General features: G+C 72.0%; 14 protein-coding genes. 8 read left to right on the top strand and 6 right to left on the bottom strand.

Annotated elements, in window-relative coordinates; genetic code table 11:
• Nucleotides 1-64: 64 nt before the first annotated feature.
• Nucleotides 65-1,675: a hypothetical protein gene (locus AB0I88_RS06060; protein ID WP_361019012.1), complete on the bottom strand. Its 1,611-nt coding sequence runs from the start codon at nucleotides 1,673-1,675 to the stop codon at nucleotides 65-67.
• Between the two features lie 529 nt (nucleotides 1,676-2,204).
• Here AB0I88_RS06060 and AB0I88_RS06055 point away from each other — a divergent pair.
• Genes AB0I88_RS06055 through AB0I88_RS06040 form a run of 4 tightly spaced genes read left to right on the top strand, consistent with a single transcriptional unit; the run spans nucleotide 2,205 to nucleotide 6,584 of the window.
• A complete protein-coding gene (locus AB0I88_RS06055; protein WP_361019010.1) occupies nucleotides 2,205-5,180 on the top strand; it encodes a nitrate- and nitrite sensing domain-containing protein in 2,976 nt (991 codons plus the stop codon).
• Nucleotides 5,177-5,584, top strand: coding sequence for a roadblock/LC7 domain-containing protein (locus tag AB0I88_RS06050; RefSeq protein WP_361019007.1), 408 nt, complete (start codon nucleotides 5,177-5,179; stop codon nucleotides 5,582-5,584). Before AB0I88_RS06055 ends, AB0I88_RS06050 begins: the two co-directional genes overlap by 4 nt.
• A gap of 42 nt (nucleotides 5,585-5,626) precedes the next feature.
• A complete protein-coding gene (locus tag AB0I88_RS06045) occupies nucleotides 5,627-5,989 on the top strand; it encodes a DUF742 domain-containing protein (protein ID WP_361019005.1) in 363 nt (120 codons plus the stop codon).
• Nucleotides 5,970-6,584 (top strand): ATP/GTP-binding protein, encoded by a 615-nt coding sequence (locus AB0I88_RS06040; protein WP_361019002.1) that lies wholly within the window; start codon nucleotides 5,970-5,972, stop codon nucleotides 6,582-6,584. The genes AB0I88_RS06045 and AB0I88_RS06040 overlap by 20 nt, the downstream gene beginning before the upstream one ends.
• 359 nt (nucleotides 6,585-6,943) lie before the next feature.
• Here the strand turns inward: AB0I88_RS06040 and AB0I88_RS06035 are convergent, their stop codons facing one another.
• The gene (locus tag AB0I88_RS06035; RefSeq protein ID WP_361018999.1) at nucleotides 6,944-8,089 is read right to left on the bottom strand and encodes a uroporphyrinogen-III synthase; all 1,146 of its coding nucleotides are present in this window, start codon (nucleotides 8,087-8,089) and stop codon (nucleotides 6,944-6,946) included.
• A 631-nt stretch (nucleotides 8,090-8,720) separates the two neighbouring features.
• Here AB0I88_RS06035 and rplM point away from each other — a divergent pair.
• The 3 genes from rplM to glmM all read left to right on the top strand — a co-directional run bounded on the left by rplM (nucleotide 8,721) and on the right by glmM (nucleotide 11,210).
• A complete protein-coding gene (gene rplM / locus AB0I88_RS06030; protein ID WP_361018996.1) occupies nucleotides 8,721-9,164 on the top strand; it encodes a 50S ribosomal protein L13 in 444 nt (147 codons plus the stop codon).
• Nucleotides 9,165-9,184: 20 nt separating this feature from the next.
• On the top strand, nucleotides 9,185-9,682 hold the full coding sequence (gene rpsI, locus AB0I88_RS06025; RefSeq protein ID WP_361018993.1) for a 30S ribosomal protein S9: 498 nt from the start codon (nucleotides 9,185-9,187) through the stop codon (nucleotides 9,680-9,682).
• A gap of 175 nt (nucleotides 9,683-9,857) precedes the next feature.
• Nucleotides 9,858-11,210, top strand: a complete 1,353-nt coding sequence (gene glmM / locus AB0I88_RS06020; protein ID WP_361018990.1) for a phosphoglucosamine mutase — start codon at nucleotides 9,858-9,860, stop codon at nucleotides 11,208-11,210.
• A 21-nt stretch (nucleotides 11,211-11,231) separates the two neighbouring features.
• On the opposite strand, the gene AB0I88_RS06015 is transcribed toward glmM, so the two are convergent.
• Both AB0I88_RS06015 and AB0I88_RS06010 read right to left on the bottom strand, forming a co-directional pair.
• Nucleotides 11,232-12,401, bottom strand: a complete 1,170-nt coding sequence (locus AB0I88_RS06015) for a pyridoxal phosphate-dependent aminotransferase (RefSeq protein ID WP_361018987.1) — start codon at nucleotides 12,399-12,401, stop codon at nucleotides 11,232-11,234.
• Nucleotides 12,398-13,177: an MmpS family transport accessory protein gene (locus AB0I88_RS06010; RefSeq protein ID WP_361018984.1), complete on the bottom strand. Its 780-nt coding sequence runs from the start codon at nucleotides 13,175-13,177 to the stop codon at nucleotides 12,398-12,400. Before AB0I88_RS06010 ends, AB0I88_RS06015 begins: the two co-directional genes overlap by 4 nt.
• A 170-nt stretch (nucleotides 13,178-13,347) precedes the next feature.
• On the opposite strand from AB0I88_RS06010, the gene glmS reads away from it, so the two are divergent.
• Nucleotides 13,348-15,231: a glutamine--fructose-6-phosphate transaminase (isomerizing) gene (gene glmS, locus AB0I88_RS06005; RefSeq protein ID WP_361018981.1), complete on the top strand. Its 1,884-nt coding sequence runs from the start codon at nucleotides 13,348-13,350 to the stop codon at nucleotides 15,229-15,231.
• Nucleotides 15,232-15,239: 8 nt separating this feature from the next.
• Here glmS and AB0I88_RS06000 read toward each other — a convergent pair whose 3' ends face one another.
• Nucleotides 15,240-16,694 carry an alpha/beta hydrolase gene (locus AB0I88_RS06000; RefSeq protein ID WP_361018978.1) on the bottom strand — a complete coding sequence of 485 codons (1,455 nt, stop codon included), beginning with the start codon at nucleotides 16,692-16,694 and terminating at the stop codon, nucleotides 15,240-15,242.
• A gap of 43 nt (nucleotides 16,695-16,737) precedes the next feature.
• The gene (locus AB0I88_RS05995; protein WP_361018975.1) at nucleotides 16,738-17,025 is read right to left on the bottom strand and encodes a type VII secretion target; all 288 of its coding nucleotides are present in this window, start codon (nucleotides 17,023-17,025) and stop codon (nucleotides 16,738-16,740) included.
• Nucleotides 17,026-17,130: the final 105 nt, after the last annotated feature.

Raw genomic sequence — 17,130 nt, 5'->3', positions numbered from 1 at the left:
TTGACAGGGTTTACCGCGGCGAAACCGCAACCGGCCGCCGGGCATCCCTCTCGGTCAGGGCGGGTCAGTTGCCGAGACCGTTCACCCAGTCGACGTAGTCCTCTTCCCGGCTACCCTGCCGGCCGCGCTGAGCGGGCGCGGGCGCGACCGGCGGCGGGGCGATCGGCTGCGGGTGCGGCAGCGGGGCGCTGATCGGGGTCGGCTCGGGGGTCAGCGGGGCGCGGGACGCCACCCGGGGGTGCTCGGCGGTGTCGATGCCGACCCGGGGACCAGGCTGACCGGTCGTGAAACCGTTGAACGAGCCGCTGTCGCCGGTCAGCGCGGCGGACGCGGAGGTGGCCGCCACGGGTGCTGCGGTGGCGTCTCGCCGCGTTCGCCAACCGCGCCGGAGGCCGGCGCCCACGCCGCCTTTCGCCGGCTCCTGCCCGGAGAAACGGGGCTCGCCGATCGGGTGAGCGGCCGTGTCGGCGGCCGGTGCGGGGACCGCGGGGGAGGGTGCCGACGCGCGCCCGGCGACCGGCGGCTGCGGCTGGCCCTGGCCGAACGGCGACCCGGTGCCGGAGGTGAACGGTGAGGCGGCCGTGCCCGCGGCGGCGAGATCCCGCAGCGGGTGCGGCCGGTCGTCCACCGCGACCGAGAACACCCCGGTGTCGGACGGCCGCAGCTGGTCCTCGGGCCGCTGGGCGGCGGCCGCCGCGGCTGCCGCGATGGCGGACTGGACCGGCACGTCGCGGCGGGGGAGGCTGGCGCGGCCGGAGGCGGGTTCCGGCTTGGCGTCGGTGGGGGAGTCGTCGGTGGGCGACTCCGGTTCCGCCGGGCGGGCCGGTTCGGGGGCGCTGCGGATGATGGCGGCCAGGACCGAGCCGAGCACGCCGGCGCCGGCCGCGGTCATCGCCGCCCAGTACGGGCTGAGCTCGAACCCGGCGGCCGTGCCGGGGCCGGCGATCAGGTAGGCGACGGTCAGCAGGGCCGGACCGGCCAGGCCGCTGAGCGCCACCGCGAGGGTGGGCAGTCCGCGGCCGCGGGCCACCCAGCCGAGGATCAGGCCGGTGAGCAGCGCGATCACGGGCATCGTGACGAAGGGCGTGTGCTCGGTGACGGCGGCCGGGAGGAGGGCGCCCTCGAGCACGCCGAGGCGGGCCGCCACCGGGGTCTTGTCGGGCAGCAGGGACGGCACGACCGAGATCAGCGCGACGGTCCAGACGATGAGGCTGAGGGTGGTGACGCTCCAGCGGGCCACCGCCTTCGCGGCGGCCGCGGCCGCCGCGAAGATGCCGACCGCGGCGGCGAGGGCGGCGCAGATGCCGATGACGAGGACCGCGTCCACGCCGGCTATCTGGGCGGCCCGGGCCGGCTGCATGGTCAGCGGCAGCACGGCGAGGGCGCCGACCCCGGCGGCCAGGCCCATGGCGAGGGCGCCCCCGGCGCCGACCGGGCGGGGCGACCAGCGGGGGCGCAGGCCGGTGGCGACGACGGCTCCGATGGCGGCGGCGGTCATGGTCATCCACGCGACCCAGGCGAGTTGTGCTGTCCACTGATCACGCTGAGTGATGCCTAGGGTCTGGTCGAGCTGCACCATGCCGAGCCCGTAAGCGATGCCGAGTTGGCCGGCGCCGACGACGGCGGTGGCCGTGGTGGTGGCGGCCAACAGCTTCAGCCAGCTCCGAAATGCCATGCTGCGCACGTTACGGAATGTTCCGCAGGATGCGCCAGTCCAGGGCTCGCTTCTTAAGGCAGCCTAAAGTCCCGTCCGCCAATGATTGACGAGTATCGATGTTCAAATGGTCACCCACGGTGATCTCGATGCAACGTACGGGCCACTTGCCAGAACAACAGTCCGGAGTGGACACTGTCGCGCACCGGACAACGAGTCCGTCGTGTCGTGCCAAACCTTGCCACCGTGGTCGCGGGACGAAACTCCCAGATAGTGGTTGGAACGAATATCGTGTCCGGTGACCGCTACCTCACGGATGGTTACGTGTGACGCATTCGTGCACGTCAGTGCCGATGGAGAGGTTGGTGCACAGGTTTCACCCGGACGGGCGGGTCCGTTCCGAAAGACCCCACGCTTCCCAAACGACCCGGCGTTCTGGTGAAATCGCCGCCGGGCCGGAAACGCGGGCGCCGGACGGGGCCGGACCGCGACCGCCGATTGGCCGGCTCCAACCGTGGTGCGGAGCGGTGACGACCGCGAAGGAGATGTCGTGAGCACGGGATCCTCGACCCTGGCTGCGCGACGTGGTGGCTTTCTCGGCCTGCGTAACGCCCGGCTCCGCGCGAAACTCGCCGGACTGCTCGTCATCCCGCTGACCGCGGTTCTCGCGCTCGGGACCGTACGGCTCATGGAGGTCGGCGAACGGGCGAACGACGCCGCACGGGTGGCCCAGCTCGCCGACCTGGGCAGCGGCCTCGCCAACGTGGCCCGGGCGCTGCACGACGAGCGGATGGCCGCCGTCGAGTACCTGTCCGGGCCGGACGCACCCGTGACCGGCTACCGCGAGGCAATCAAGGCGGTGGACTCGCAGACCCGGATCCTCCGGAACGACCGCGCCGAGATCACCGAGGTGCCGGCCCGGGTCGGTGACCGTCTCGACCGGATCGACGGCCACCTGAGCGGGCTGGCCGAACTACGAGCCGCGATCAGTGGGCGTACCGGGGTGGATCCGGCCGGCGCCAACCAGCGTTACGGCGAGGCCCTGGCCCTGCTGGCCGGCTACGAGTCGCTGCTCGGCCAGGTCGCGGAGCCGGGACCGGTCGCCGACGGGCTGCGCTCGCTCGCCGCCTTCACCGACCTGGAGACCGCCGTCGCCGAGCAGGCCGCGGTGGCGTACCTGGCACGCGCCTCCGGGGTCCTCGACGCCGACCGGCAGCGGGCGATCACCGCGGCCCAGGTGAACCGGGCCGAAGCGCTCGCCGAATTCCGCGAGATCGCCGGCCGAAAACAGATCGCCCTGGCCGAGTCGGCCCTCGGCGACGAGGCGGTGACCCGCGCCGACGAACTGTCCACCCGGCTGACCGGCCCCCAGGCCGCCGGCCTGGCCGAGGTCGGCGAGACCTTCGGCGACGTGACCGAGCTGCTGCGCGCCGCCGACCGGCAACTGGAGGAACAGGTCGTCGCGGTCGCCGAGGACGAGAGCGAGAGCACCGGCCGGCGGGCGACGATCGAGTTCGTCGTGGTGCTGCTGGTCGTGATCGCGGCCGTAGCCCTCGCCGTCTACCTGGGCCGCTCGCTCCTGCTGTCGGTCCGCCGCCTGCGGGAGGGCGCCCTCGCCGTCGCGCACCGGGACCTGCCGGAGGCGGTGACCCGGCTGCACGACGCCGAGAACCTCGGCGAGGGCGGCGTCGACCGGATCCTGACGCAGACCCGGGACCCCATCGAGATGCCCGAGCAGGACGAGTTCGGCCAGGTCGCCGAGGCGTTCAACATGGTGCACCGGGAGGCCGTACGGGTGGCCGCCGAACAAGCCGCGCTCCGCACCAGCGTCTCGACCATGTTCCTGAGCCTGGCCCGGCGCAGCCAGTCCCTGGTCGACCGGATGATCGGCGAACTCGACCAGATCGAGCGGATGGAGGAGGACCCGAAGCGGCTCGCCCGCCTCTTCGAACTGGACCACCTCGCCACCCGGATGCGCCGCAACGACGAGAACCTGCTGGTGCTGGCCGGCGCCGAGGTGGGGGCCCCGCGCCGAGAGGACGCGCTGCTGATCGACACGCTCCGGGCCGCCCAGTCCGAGGTCGAGCTCTACCACCGGATCGAGTTCGGCTCGATCGACACCGACGTGCTGGTCACCGCGGCCGCCGTCAACGACGTGGTACGCCTGATCGCCGAACTCCTCGACAACGCCACCCGATTCTCCCCGCCGAGCACCGTGGTGGTGGCGCACGGCTGCCGTGCCGGCGATCACGCCGTGATCCAGGTGGAGGACCGTGGCCTGGGCATCTCCGCCGATCAGCTGGAGCAGCTCAACCGGCGGCTCACCGAACCGTCCGAGGTGGACGTCGCCGCCTTCCGCCTGATGGGCTTCGCGGTGATCGGGCGCCTCGCGTCCCGGCACGGCATCCAGGTGGAACTGCGGCCCGGCCCCGAGGGCGGCACGGTCGCCGAGGTGACCCTGCCGGCCGACGTCGTGGTGCTGCCCGGCGTCCCGGCGGCCCCGCCGTCGCGGGCCGCGAGCTGGACCCGGCCGGGCCCGCCGCCGCAGCCGCCCGCCGGCATGCCACGCACCGTGGAGAGCCGGCCACCGATCCGGACCGCCGCGCCCGCCACCCCGGCCACGCCCCCGGCCCGGCCGGTGCCCGCCGCACCGTCCGATCCGGACTTCGAGCCGACCCCCGACCGGCCGCCGCTGCCGACCCGGGTGCCCCGGCCCGCCTCCGGCGAGCCGGCGGAGACACCCGCGGAGCTGCCGCTGGCGCCGGCCGGCACCACCGCCCCCGGTTGGGGCGCCGCGATGGCCGCGTTGCCGCCTCCCCCACCGGCCGGCCCGGCGGTCGCACCCACGGCCGATACGCCGGCTGGTTCGACGGTCGCACCCACGGCCGATACGCCGGCTGGTTCGACGGTCGCACCCACGGCCGATACGCCGGCTGGTTCGATGGCCGCACCCACGGCCGATACGCCGGCTGGTTCGATGGCCGCACCCACGGCCGATACGCCGACTGGTTCGACGGTCGCACCCAACGCTGATACGCCGGCGGATTCGGCGGTTGCCGCCGCGACGTCCGGGCCCGCGCCGATCCGGATGGAGGTCCAGCACAGCTGGTTCACCGGCGAGGCACCCGCGGTGAACCAGCACGGGATGCCGACGGCCGGCTACGCGCCACCGCCGACCGCGGTGCCGGTGAAGTCCGAGCCGGCCGAGGCGACCATGCCGAAGCCGCGCTCGTCGTCCGAGGACCGCTGGCGCACCGCGGCCGACGAGGGCTGGCAGCGGGCCCTGGAGGCGGCTGCCCCGAAGGACGCCGGCACCACCCGGTCCGGCCTTCCGAAGCGGGTGCCACAGGCGCAACTCGTACCCGGCGGGGTGCAGGAGATTCCGCGGGTGCAACATCGTCGCAGTCCCGATGAGGTCCGCGGCCTGCTTTCCGCGTATCACAGGGGAGTGCAACGAGGGCGGACGGACGGCGTTGCCGAAACCGCCGCCGCCGCAAAACAGGCTCCTAAGGAGAGGGAACAGTGACCAGGCCCCCCACCATGCAGGACATGGGCTGGCTGCTCAGCAACTTCGCCGACAGCGTCGCCGGCATCGCACACGTGGTGGCGGTCTCGGCGGACGGGATTCTGCTGGCCTCGTCCCGGGATCTGCCACCGGACCGGGCCGACCAGCTGGCCGCGATCACCTCCGGCGTCGTCAGCCTCACCGACGGCGCGTCGCGGATGTTCAGCGCCGGCGCGGTGCAACAGACCATCATCGAAATGGAGAGCGGCTATCTTTTCCTGATGTCCATCAGCGACGGTTCCTCGATGGCCGTTCTGGCGGCGCGCAACTGCGACGTCGGCCAGGTCGGTTACGAGATGGCCCTGCTGGTGGAACGCGTCGGCGCGGCTCTGTCGCCGGCGCCCCGCGAGGCCGTCAGCTACTAGCGCCGGGTCCGACCGACCCGGCGGAGACGAGGTGACCGCGACATGACACAGCCGCATGATCCCCGGGGCAACCTGGTGCGGCCGTACGCGGTCACCCGTGGCCGGACCGAACCGATCCGGGACATCCCGATCGAGGCGGTCCTGATCGCCAGTCCGGAGGCCGTGCAGGAGGCACGGTTCGCCGGACACGACAAGTACCGCATCGCCGTGCTGTGTGAGCCGAAAGCGCTGTCGCTCGCCGAACTCGCGGCGCTCACCCGGTTGCCGTTGGGGGTGACCCGGGTGCTCGTCGCCGACATGGTGGCCGACGGGCTGCTGCAGCTGCACAGTGCCGCTCCCAGGACGGGGTTCACGGAGCGGATGGACCTGCTGGGAAGGGTGTTGGGTGGACTTCGCAAGCTCTGAGCGGACGCGGCCGCATCCCGCCGAGATCACCTCCGCGAAGATCGTCGTCGCGGGCGGGTTCGGTGTGGGAAAGACGACCTTGGTCGGGGCGGTCTCCGAGATCGAGCCACTGACCACCGAGGCGGTGATGACCGTGGCCGGTGCCGGCATCGACGACGCGTCGAAGGTGCCGGGGAAGGAGAGCACCACGGTCGCGATGGACTTCGGCCGCATCACCATGGCCGACGACCTGATCCTCTACCTCTTCGGAACCCCGGGCCAGACGCGCTTCTGGTTCATGTGGGACGAGCTGATCCGGGGCGCTGTCGGCGCCGCGGTGCTGGTCGACACCCGCAGGCTCACCGACGCGTTCGCGCCGCTGGACTACTTCGAGAACCGGCATCTGCCGTACCTCGTGGCGGTCAACTGCTTCGACGGCGCGCCACGTTACGAGCTCGAGGAGGTGCGTGAGGCGCTCGCCATCCCGGCGCGGGTACCGCTGCTGATGTGCGACGCGCGGCATCGCGAATCGGTCAAGGCCGTGCTGATCGGGGTGGTCGAGCACGCGATGGCGACCCTGGTCGCCGAACACGAGCAGGCCACGCCGGTCGGCTGACCACGCCGGGCGCTCCGGGAGACGAGCGACCCGGACGACGACACCCCTGAGGATCAAAATCAGGATGTCGCATCTCGGTGGGTGGTGCGGACCGTCGCTCCCGCCGAGGGCGCGGGGCGACTCGCTGGCCGCTGGCGCGTCCAGAACGCTCCCCGCCCCGCGCGACGTGCGTGAGCGGTCACCCTCACCCCGAAACACCGGTACCGCGCACGGGTTTTCGAGAGTGACCACTCACGCACGCCGCCCGGGGTGGCCCGCGTTCTGGACGCGCCAGCGGCCAGCGGGACGCGCCGGGCCCTCGGCGGGAGCGACGGTCCGCACCACCCACCCCGCTACGACCTCGGGATTTTGATCCTCTGTCAGACGGGGAGCCGGTAGCCGCGCTTGACCACCGTCTGAATCACGCCGGGAAGGGCGAGGCCGACGCGAAGGCGGGCGACGGCCATCTCGACCGCGTGCTCGTCGGCGCCGCGAGGGAGCGCCTGGAGGAGGGCGGCGCGGGAGAGGACGCGACCGGGGGAGTTCGCCAGGGCGCGCAGCACCGCCATCGGGGCGGGAGCGAGCTGGCGCAGCTCGCCGTCGACGATCGCGGCGTGGCCGCGCAGGGTGAGCGAGTGGCCGGCGACCTGCAGGGTGACGGCGCGTTTGGGCAGTTCGTCGACGATGGTGCGGACCAGCGAGTTGAGCCGGGCGCGCCCGGGAGTGGCCACCGGGATGCCGTGCCGGCGCAGCGGGGCCGAGGTGACCGGACCCACACAGGCGGCCAGCACGTCGTCGCGGAGGGCGTCGAGCAGGGCGTCCGCGCCGGTGCCGGCGGCGCGCAGCACGGCCTGGACGGCAGCGGCCGAGGTGAACGTCACGGCGTCGACCAGGCGGGCGATGATCAGGTCGACCAGGCGGTGCAGCGGCGCCGGGTCGGTGGGCGGGGCCCAGCGATAGACCGGCAGCTCGATGACGCGTGCGCCGGCCGACACCAGGGCCTCGGTGTACTCCGGCTGGCTTTCGCCGTGCAGCTGCATCGCCACGGTCCGGCCCTCGATGCCACGGGCGACCAGGTGCTCGACGACCTCCTCGTAGCCCTCGCCCTCCGGCGACCAGTCGTCGTGCAGGCCGGCGGAGCGGACCGCGGCCTTCGCCTTCGGGCCGCGGGCGACCAGGTAGGCGGTGGTCAGCACGGCGTGCAGTGGCTCGGCCAGGCCCCAGCCCTCGGCGGCCTCCAGCCAGCCGCGCATGCCGATGCCGGTGTTGACCAGCACGACGTCGGGCGGGGTGTCCAGGCAGGCGCGGGTGGCGGCGCGCAGCTCGGCGTCGTCGGAGATCGGGACGATGCGCAGCGCGGGCGCCACCACGACGCGGGCGCCACGCGCCTCCAGCAGGGTGGACAGCTCGTCCTGGCGGCGGTCGGCGGTCACGCCGACGGTGTAGCCGGACAGTGCCGCGGCCGGCTCCGCCAGTGCGGCAGCCGTCAGTGCCGCCCGCCGGGCGCCCGGGGTGCGGTCGGTCATCCGATCCCCGGGCCGAGAAGTCGCGGCGTGGCCGAACGGTCCACCGAAGGGCACGCTCGAAGCCCGCCGTCCTCGGCGTAGACCCGCTCCCATGTCACGCCTGCGGTCCTCGCCATGCCTCCGTCCGGGGCACGCCGCGACTCCTCCTCGCCGATCCGGGCAACCGGTCCGGCGAACACCGTCAGGTCCGTCCTCAACCCTGACAGTGGTCTCTCCATGGTGCGCCCGCGAGCGCGGCTTCGGCCACTGCCGGGCCGCGTCGTCGGAACCTGCGCGCCATTGGCCATGAGGGGAAGCGTGCCGGGGGGGAATTTCGGTGAAGCGTCCCGTTTGTTTCAGGCCTGCTAAGTCGGCCGTGCGGTCGGACACACCACCCGCTTCGGGTGTGTCCGCGGCGCGGAGTATGCTAGCCATGCTTGGGGTTCCACAGGGCTGAGTGTCTGCAACCAGGATGCTCGCCGGTTGGTTGGTGCCCTGAACACCGCCTGTTTTGACCGCTCGCCGCGTAGCCGGGTATTGTTGCCTGCTGTTGTGCGACTGTTGCGAGTGGTCCCTGTGTGGGGTCGCTTGACGCATCTGTCCGATGCGACCAGCGCGCGCCCCCAGACCGACGACGAGACAAGGTAATTCTGTGCGTACGTACAGCCCGAAGCCGGGTGAGATCGAGCGTCAGTGGCACATTATCGACGCTTCTGACGTCGTTCTGGGCCGCCTGGCTACCCACACCGCGACCCTTCTGCGTGGTAAGCACAAGCCGACGTTCGCCCCGCATGTCGACACCGGCGACTTCGTGGTGATCATCAACGCTGGCAAGGTGGCGCTGACCGGTAACAAGCGCCAGACCAAGGTCGCCTACCGCCACTCGGGTTACCCCGGTGGTCTGAAGCAGGTCGGCTACGAAGAGCTCCTGGCCAAGCGCCCGGAGAAGGCGATCGAGCTGGCCGTCAAGGGCATGCTCCCGCACAACAAGCTCGCGCGGCAGATCATCAAGAAGCTGAAGGTTTACCCGGGCGCCGAGCACCCGCACGCCGCTCAGCAGCCGCAGCCGTTCGAAATCAAGCAGATCGCGCAGTGAGCGCGGGAGAAGGCAGCAGCATGTCCGACATCATCGAGCCCGAGGTCGTCGAGACCGTCGAGGAGCCCGCTGAGACGGTCGTCGTCGTCGAGACGCCCGCGCCGGCCTCGGTCCGCGCCCCGCGTCCCGGTGACCGTCCGGTCCAGACCGTCGGCCGCCGCAAGGAGGCCATCGTCCGGGTGCGTCTCGTCCCCGGCACCGGCAAGATCACCTGCAACGGCCGTGACCTGGAGAACTACTTCCCCAGCAAGGTCAACCAGCAGCTCATCCGCGAGCCGCTCGTCACCGCCGAGCGCGCCGAGCAGTTCGACGTGATCGCCAACCTGCGTGGCGGCGGCATCACCGGCCAGGCCGGTGCGCTGCGACTCGCCATCGCACGTGCGCTCATCACCGTCGAGCCCGACGACCGCCCCGCCCTGAAGAAGGCCGGCTTCCTGACCCGTGACGCCCGGGTCAAGGAAAGCAAGAAGTACGGTCTCAAGAAGGCCCGTAAGGCTCCGCAGTACTCGAAGCGCTGATTTCACTGCGCCACGTCTGATGCGACGGCCGAGTGTGTCCCCCATTCGGGGATGTGCTCGGCCGTCGATGTTTCTTCTACCTCCCCTCTCTCCCCAACTAGCCGTTCCGGTACTCCTGACCAGCCGATCGCTGATGCAGGCTTGAGGCCACGTTTACCGGCGAAAGGAAGCCGCCATGGGGCGACTCTTCGGCACCGACGGCGTTCGCGGTCTCGCGAACGGCGATCTGCTCACCCCCGAACTGGCCCTCTCGGTCGCGGTCGCGGCCGCCCGGGTACTGGTCGAGACCGACAGCAGCCACCGGCCGCTCGCCATCGTGGGGCGCGACCCCCGGGCCAGCGGCGAGATGCTGGAAGCCGCTGTCGTCGCGGGGCTGACGAGTGCCGGGGCCAACGTGGTACGGGTCGGCGTGCTGCCCACGCCGGCGGTCGCGTACCTCGTCGGGCAGACCAACGCCGACCTCGGTGTGATGCTGTCGGCATCGCACAACCCCATGCCGGACAACGGCATCAAACTGTTCGCGGCCGGCGGCACCAAGCTTCCCGACGAGCTCGAGGAGCGCATCGAGAAGGCGATCGAGGACGGGCACGGGCTGGTCGGCCGTCCCACCGGCGCGGGAATCGGCCGCGTCCACGACCTGCTCGACGGGGCCGAGCACTACATCAAACACCTGGTCGAGTCGATCCCGCACCGGCTCGACGGGATCAAAGTGGTGGTCGACTGCGCCAACGGGGCGGCCAGTGAAGCCGGGCCGGTGGCGTACCGGGAGGCGGGGGCCGAGGTCATCGCCATCCACGCCGAGCCGGACGGGCTCAACATCAACGAGGAGTGCGGCTCCACCCACCTCGACAAGGTCATCGAGGCCGTGCTGCGCGAAGGCGCCGACCTCGGCCTGGCACACGACGGCGACGCCGACCGCTGCCTGGCCGTCACCGCGGCCGGCGAAGTCGTCGACGGCGACCAGATCATGGCCATCCTGGCGCTGGCCATGCGCGACAACGGCACCCTCACCGACGACACCCTGGTCGCCACCGTCATGAGCAACCTCGGGCTGCGGATCGCGATGAAGCAGGCCGGGATCAAGCTGCTGGAGACCAAGGTCGGCGACCGGTACGTGCTGGAGGAACTCCAGAACGGCGGCCTCGCCCTCGGCGGCGAACAGTCCGGCCACATCGTGATGCCGGCCTTCGCCACCACCGGCGACGGCGTGCTCACCGGGCTGCACCTGATGGCGCAGATCGCGGCCAGCGGCAAGTCGCTGGCCGACCTGGCCGCGGTCCTGCACAAGCTGCCGCAGGTCCTGATCAACGTGCGGGTCGGAGACCGGGACGCCGGCGCCGCCGCCCCGACCGTGCAGGCCGCGGTGGCCCTCGCCGAGAACGAGCTGGGCGAGACCGGCCGGGTGCTGCTGCGACCCTCCGGCACCGAGCCGCTCGTACGGGTCATGGTGGAGGCCGCCACCGAGGAGACCGCCCGGACCGTGGCCGAGCGGATCGCCGACGAGGTGCGGGCAGCCAGCCCCGCCTAGGCTTCCGCCGCGTGATCCGCGCTAGGCCTTGAGCCGTCGCACCGCCTCGTCGATGACCTCGAGGCGTTTGCAGAAGGCGAAACGGATGAGGTGCCGACCCGCTTCCTGATGGTCGTAGAAGACCTGGGTCGGCACCGCCACCACCCCGCTGCGACCGGGCAGCGCGCGGCAGAACTCGATGCCGTCCGTCCCACCCAGCGGCCGGATGTCGGCGGTCACGAAATAGGTGCCCTCGGACGGCAGGACGGTCAGGCCCGCCTCGGTCAGCCCGGCCACCAGGCGGTCCCGGCGGTCTCGCAAACCGGCCGTGAAACCGGCGAAGTAGGAGTCCGGCAGGTTCAGCGCCACGGCCACCGCCGGCTGCAGCGGCGCGCCGTTGACGAACGTCAGGAACTGCTTGACCCGCAGGATCGCGGAGACCAGGCGGGCCGGGCCGGTGGCCCAGCCGATCTTCCACCCGGTGCAGGAGAAGGTCTTGCCCGCCGACGAGATCCGCAGGGTGCGCTCCGGCATGCCCGGCAGCGTGGCGAGCGGGACGTGCGGCGCAGCCGCGTCCGGGAAGACCAGATGCTCGTAGACCTCATCGGTGACCGCGAACACGTCGTGCTCCCGGCACAGGCCGGCGATCAACTCCAACTCGGCCGGGGTGAACACCTTGCCGGTCGGGTTGTGCGGCGAGTTGAGCAGCACCAGACGGGTCCGCGGGCCGAACGCCTTCCGCAGCTCCTCCGGATCGAACTCGAACCGGCCGGCGGCGCCGGGGCGCAGCGTCACCGGACGGCGGACCGCCCCGGCGAGGGTGATCGAAGCGGCGTACGAGTCGTAGTACGGCTCGAAGCACACCACCTCGTCGCCCGGCTCACAAAGCGCCAGGATCGACGCGGCGATCGCCTCGGTGGCGCCCGCCGTGACGGCGACCTCGCCGTCCGGGTCCCGGCTCAGGCCCCAGAACCGCTGCTCGTGGGCGGCGATCGCGGACCGCAGCACCGGGATGCCGGGCAGTGGAGGGTACTGATTGGCACCACCGGCCAGCGCCTCGGCGGCCGCGGCCAGCATCTCGGCGGGACCGTCGGTGTCCGGGAAGCCCTGTCCCAGGTTGACCGCGCCGGTCCGGGCGGCCAGCGCCGACATCTCGGTGAAGATCGTGGTGCCGAACGGGCGCATCCGCTCGACCAGCGGCTCCCGGATCAATTGACCACCAGCTTGTAGCAGCTCGCGGTGGCCAGGCCGCCCTCGGCGTTCTGCTTCACGATCTCCTCGCCGTCCACACTGGCCCGGCAACTGATCTTCCCGGCGCCGGTGCCGGTGCGCACGGCGACCACGGAGACCAGCGAGGTGCCCTTCATCGAGGTGGTGATCTTCCACGGCAACTTGGCGTTCGCCACCCGCTTCGGGGCCGTACCGAGCTGCTCGACGTAGATGATCTCGGCCGGGCCGTCCCCGGTCACCTCGTAGGTGACCTCGATCTCCTTGCCCTCGCCGATGCCCGGAAGCTCGGTCGGGAGATCGGTGGGCAGGCCGGGCAGCTCCGGGAAATCGGTCGGCAGGCCGGGGAACTCGGGCGCCTCGCTGGGCAGGCTCGGCAGCGTCGGCTCGAGAATCGGCTCGGCCAGTTCCTCGGCCTTGTCGGCGGCGCGCTGCACCAGGATCACCGCGGTGGTCACCACGCCGCCGCAGAGCAGCAGGGTGACGGCCAGGATGAGGGCGATCAGCGGGGCGTTGCTCCGCTTGGGCGGAGGTGGGCCCGGCTGGGGGTAACCGGCCGGCGGGTAGCCGGCGGGTGGATAGCCGCTCGTCGGGTCCGGCGGCGGGTAGGCGCCGTAGTCCGGGGGATAGCCGGGCGGCGCGAAGTTGACCGGTGGGAACTCCGACGTCGGTGGGTTGTCGTCCGGCCGCGGCGGCTGGGCGTGCCCGGGAATGAACTGAGGCGGTCGTGGCGGTTGTCGGGGCTCGCTCGGATCGCTCAACTTTCCTCCCGGTAGGGGCACCGCTCCCGACGGTACGCCAGTGCCGCACGTCCGGATCACTCACCCGTACGGGCACCGATTACCGCCAAAGAGCTCCGATCACATCGGATGCTCATAACGGCGGGTACCGAGCATGACGTTTGAGCGAACGTCGGCTACGCTGCCTCCTCATGTGTGGGATCGTGGGTTATGTAGGAAACCGTCCGGCGCTCAGCATCGTCATCGACGGTCTCCGGCGTCTCGAGTACCGCGGATACGACTCCGCCGGCGTCGCCATCATCGACAGTGAGCTGATCAGCACCGAGAAGAAGGCGGGCAAGCTCGCCAACCTGGAGAAGGCGCTCGCCGAGCGAGGCGGTGACGGGATCGCGGTCGGCACCACCGGCATCGGGCACACCCGCTGGGCCACCCACGGCGGTCCCACCGACCGCAACGCCCACCCGCATCTCTCCGCAGACGGCCGGGTCGCCGTCATCCACAACGGCATCATCGAGAACTTCGCCCGCCTGCGTGCCGAGCTGGAGGCGACCGGCGTCGAGTTCCGTAGCGACACCGACACCGAATGCGCCGCCCACCTGCTCGCCGCCGAGATGCGCGCGCTGCGTGAAGCCGGTGGTGAGGTCGGCCCGGCCCTGCTCGCCGAGGGTATGCGCCGCGCCGTCCGGCGTCTGGAGGGGGCCTTCACCCTGCTCGCCATCGACGTCGAGGTGCCCGACGCGGTCGTCGCCGCACGGCGCAACTCGCCGCTCGTGGTCGGCCGTGGAGAGGGGGAGAACTTCCTGGCCAGCGACGTCTCCGCCTTCATCGAGCACACCCGCGAAGCGGTCGAGCTGGGTCAGGACCAGGTCGTCCTGATCACCCCGGACGGCATCGAGATCACCGGTTTCGACGGGGCGCCGGCCCTGGGCACCGAGTTCCACATCGACTGGGACGCCTCGGCCGCGGAGAAGGGCGGCTACGACTACTTCATGCTCAAGGAGATCGCCGAGCAGCCGCAGGCGATCGCCGAAACCCTGCTCGGCCGTCTCTCCGAGCGTGGCGAGATCATTCTCGACGAGGTCCGTCTCACCGACCAGGACCTGCGGGACGTGGACAAGGTCTTCATCGTGGCCTGCGGCACCGCCTACCACGCCGGAATGGTCGCGAAGTACGCCATCGAGCACTGGGTGCGCATCCCCTGCGAGGTGGAGCTGGCCAGCGAGTTCCGTTACCGGGACCCGATCCTGGACCGGTCCACACTGGTGATCGCGATCAGCCAGTCCGGCGAGACCATGGACACCCTGATGGCGATCCGGCACGCCAAGGACCAGAAGGCCCGGGTCCTCGCCATCTGCAACACCAACGGATCCACCATCCCGCGTGAGTCGGACGCCGTCCTGTACACCCACGGCGGCCCGGAGATCGCGGTGGCCTCCACCAAGGCCTTCCTCACCATGCTGGTCGCCTGTTATCTGATCGGCCTGCACCTGGCCCAGATCCGCGGAGTGATGTACGCCGACGAGGTCGCCGCCGTGGTGTCGCGACTGCGCCAGACCCCGGACAGCCTGCGTGAGCTGCTCGGCCGGATGGAGGAGGTGCGGGCCCTGGGCCGGGATCTCAAGACGGCGTCGACGATGCTCTTCATCGGCCGGCACGTCGGCTTCCCGGTGGCACTGGAGGGCGCGCTCAAGCTCAAGGAACTCGCCTACATCCACGCCGAGGGCTTCGCCGCCGGTGAGCTCAAGCACGGCCCGATCGCGCTGATCGACGAGGGCACCCCGGTGGTGTGCGTGGTGCCGTCGCCGGCCGGCCGCGGTGTGATGCGCGACAAGGTCGTCTCGAACATCCAGGAGGTGCGGGCCCGTGGCGCCCGGACCATCGTGATCGCCGAGGAGGGTGACGAGGACGTCCGTCAGTTCGCCGATCACCTGATCCCGGTGCCGCACACCCCGACCCTGCTCGCCCCGCTGATGACCACGGTGCCGCTGCAGATCCTCGCGTGCGAGATCGCCTCGGCCCGCGGTTACGACGTGGACCAGCCGCGCAACCTGGCCAAGTCGGTCACCGTCGAGTAGCACCGCGCTCACGGCCTCTCTCCCAGGGTGAGCCGGGCCAGCGCGTCCAGAGCGGGCCGGCCCGGCTCCCAGTAACCCAGGTGGCCGGCGTCGAACTGGCTCGCGAAGACCCGGCCACCGAAGCCGGCGTCCGACGGGCTCCGGCCGAACCACAGGTCGTGCGACCGGCCCGGCAGGCCGAGATCCGGGACGAGCAGCTCACGCGGGGACACTGCGGCGTACTGGATCACGTCGGTGCGCGACGTCGTGGACCAGATCTGATCGGCGGGCACCCGCAGCTCGGCGGCAGAGTCCACACCGACGCCAGGGGAGCCGACGAAGACCAGCCGATCGGCGGCCAGCCCTTCGGAGACCGCCGCGCGGCCCACCACGAGTGAGCCGTAACTGTGCCCCAGCAGAGTCTGATGCGCGGCCGGGCCGTCGTGGGTGACCCGCAGGCTCTCCTGGAACCGGCGCAGGCCCGCCGAACCGTCGACGGCCTGCCGGGCCGAATGCGCCTCGTGCAGGAAGTCCGGCGCGTCGTAGCCCAGCCACAGCACGGCGCTCGTCGTGCGCGCCGGGTCGATCTCCCCGGCGCGCACCGCGACCCGCTCGGCACGGGTCAGCTCGCCACTGAGCGAACTCAGGTCCGACGTCATGCCGGGCACGTGGGTGAGGATGTGTGACGCCCGGTCCGGGTCGCCGAGTGCCACCACCGCCCGGCCGTCGCCGTCCAACCCGAGATCGACCAGGTAGGCGCGGGGGCCGGAGTCGTCGGCCAACCGGGCCCGCAGCCGGTCGAGGCCCTCCCCGTGCCGGCCGTCGAGCAGAAGCCGGTTGGCGATGTCCCGGTCGGCGACCGGGATCCCGTCGGCGCCGGCGAACGCGGCCGGGTCGGTGACCAGCAACCAGTTTCGTTCGGCCGGGGTCCAGCCGGCCCACCAGCGTGCCACCTCCTCCGGGGTGGCGGTGCAGGCCGGGAACGACGTGGCGACCGGGGTGGGCGGCACATCGGCCGGCCCGTCCAGCCGGGACGCGGCGGCCGCGTCGGCGCCCGCCGCCATCTCCAGCGCGGTGGCCAGCTCGGCGGCCACCGACCGGGCCACCTCCTGCTCGGCCGGGCGGCCCCGCACCACACCGGAATCGTCGACGACCAGACCGGCCCGCCGGGCTCGGGCGAGCGCCCGGTCGAGCAGCGCGCGAGCCCGGCCGAGGGTCGCCGCGAACTCGCTCAGCGCCTGGTCGGCCCGCCAGCAGAGCACCCGGAACAGGGTGAGACGGCGGCGCAGGCCGTCGAGCCGGCTGACGGCGGCGTCGGCGGCTGCGCCCGACCAGGACGCCCGGAGTCTCGCCGGGAGCAGGCCCAGCTCGGCACCGAGAACCCCGGCCAGGGCTGCCCACCGCCGCCAGGCGAGCGCGGTGGCCGACCAGCGGGACGGGTCGGTGTTGCGCAGCCGGGCATAGGTGACCGCGAGCTCGCTCATCGCGCCGCCCACGGCGCGCCGGCCGGCCCGCTCACGGTGGCGCTCATCTGGTCTGCCGGAATCGTCCGGCGGCGCGGTGGTCGGCATCCTCGTAGGCGGCGGCGGCCGCCCGGATCCGCCCGGCTGTGCCGGACACCTCCTCGCCGAGCTGCCGGAGCAGACTCCCGGCGGCGTCGGCCGCCTGGACCGCGGCGGTGGTGGTGGCCCAGCGCGGAGCCGGATCCGGCGCGGGAACGGCACCGCCCGCACCGGTCACCCGGGTGGCCACCTCGTGCACCGCGGTGGCGGCACGACGCAGGCCCTCGGCGTCGACCTCGAGATCGGGATTCATCAGGCAACCTCCAAGCGGGACAGCGGGATGCGCCGACGTTAGAGGCCCACGGAGATCACCGGGCCCGCCTGTGGACAACCCGTCCACAGGCCTTGCGGCCGCGCT

This window comes from Actinoplanes sp. NPDC049802, from assembly GCF_040656595.1.
Lineage (GTDB): Bacteria > Actinomycetota > Actinomycetes > Mycobacteriales > Micromonosporaceae > Actinoplanes.
The sequence above is the reverse complement of the archived record's forward strand: the minus strand, read 5'-3'. Positions and strand labels throughout refer to the sequence as shown.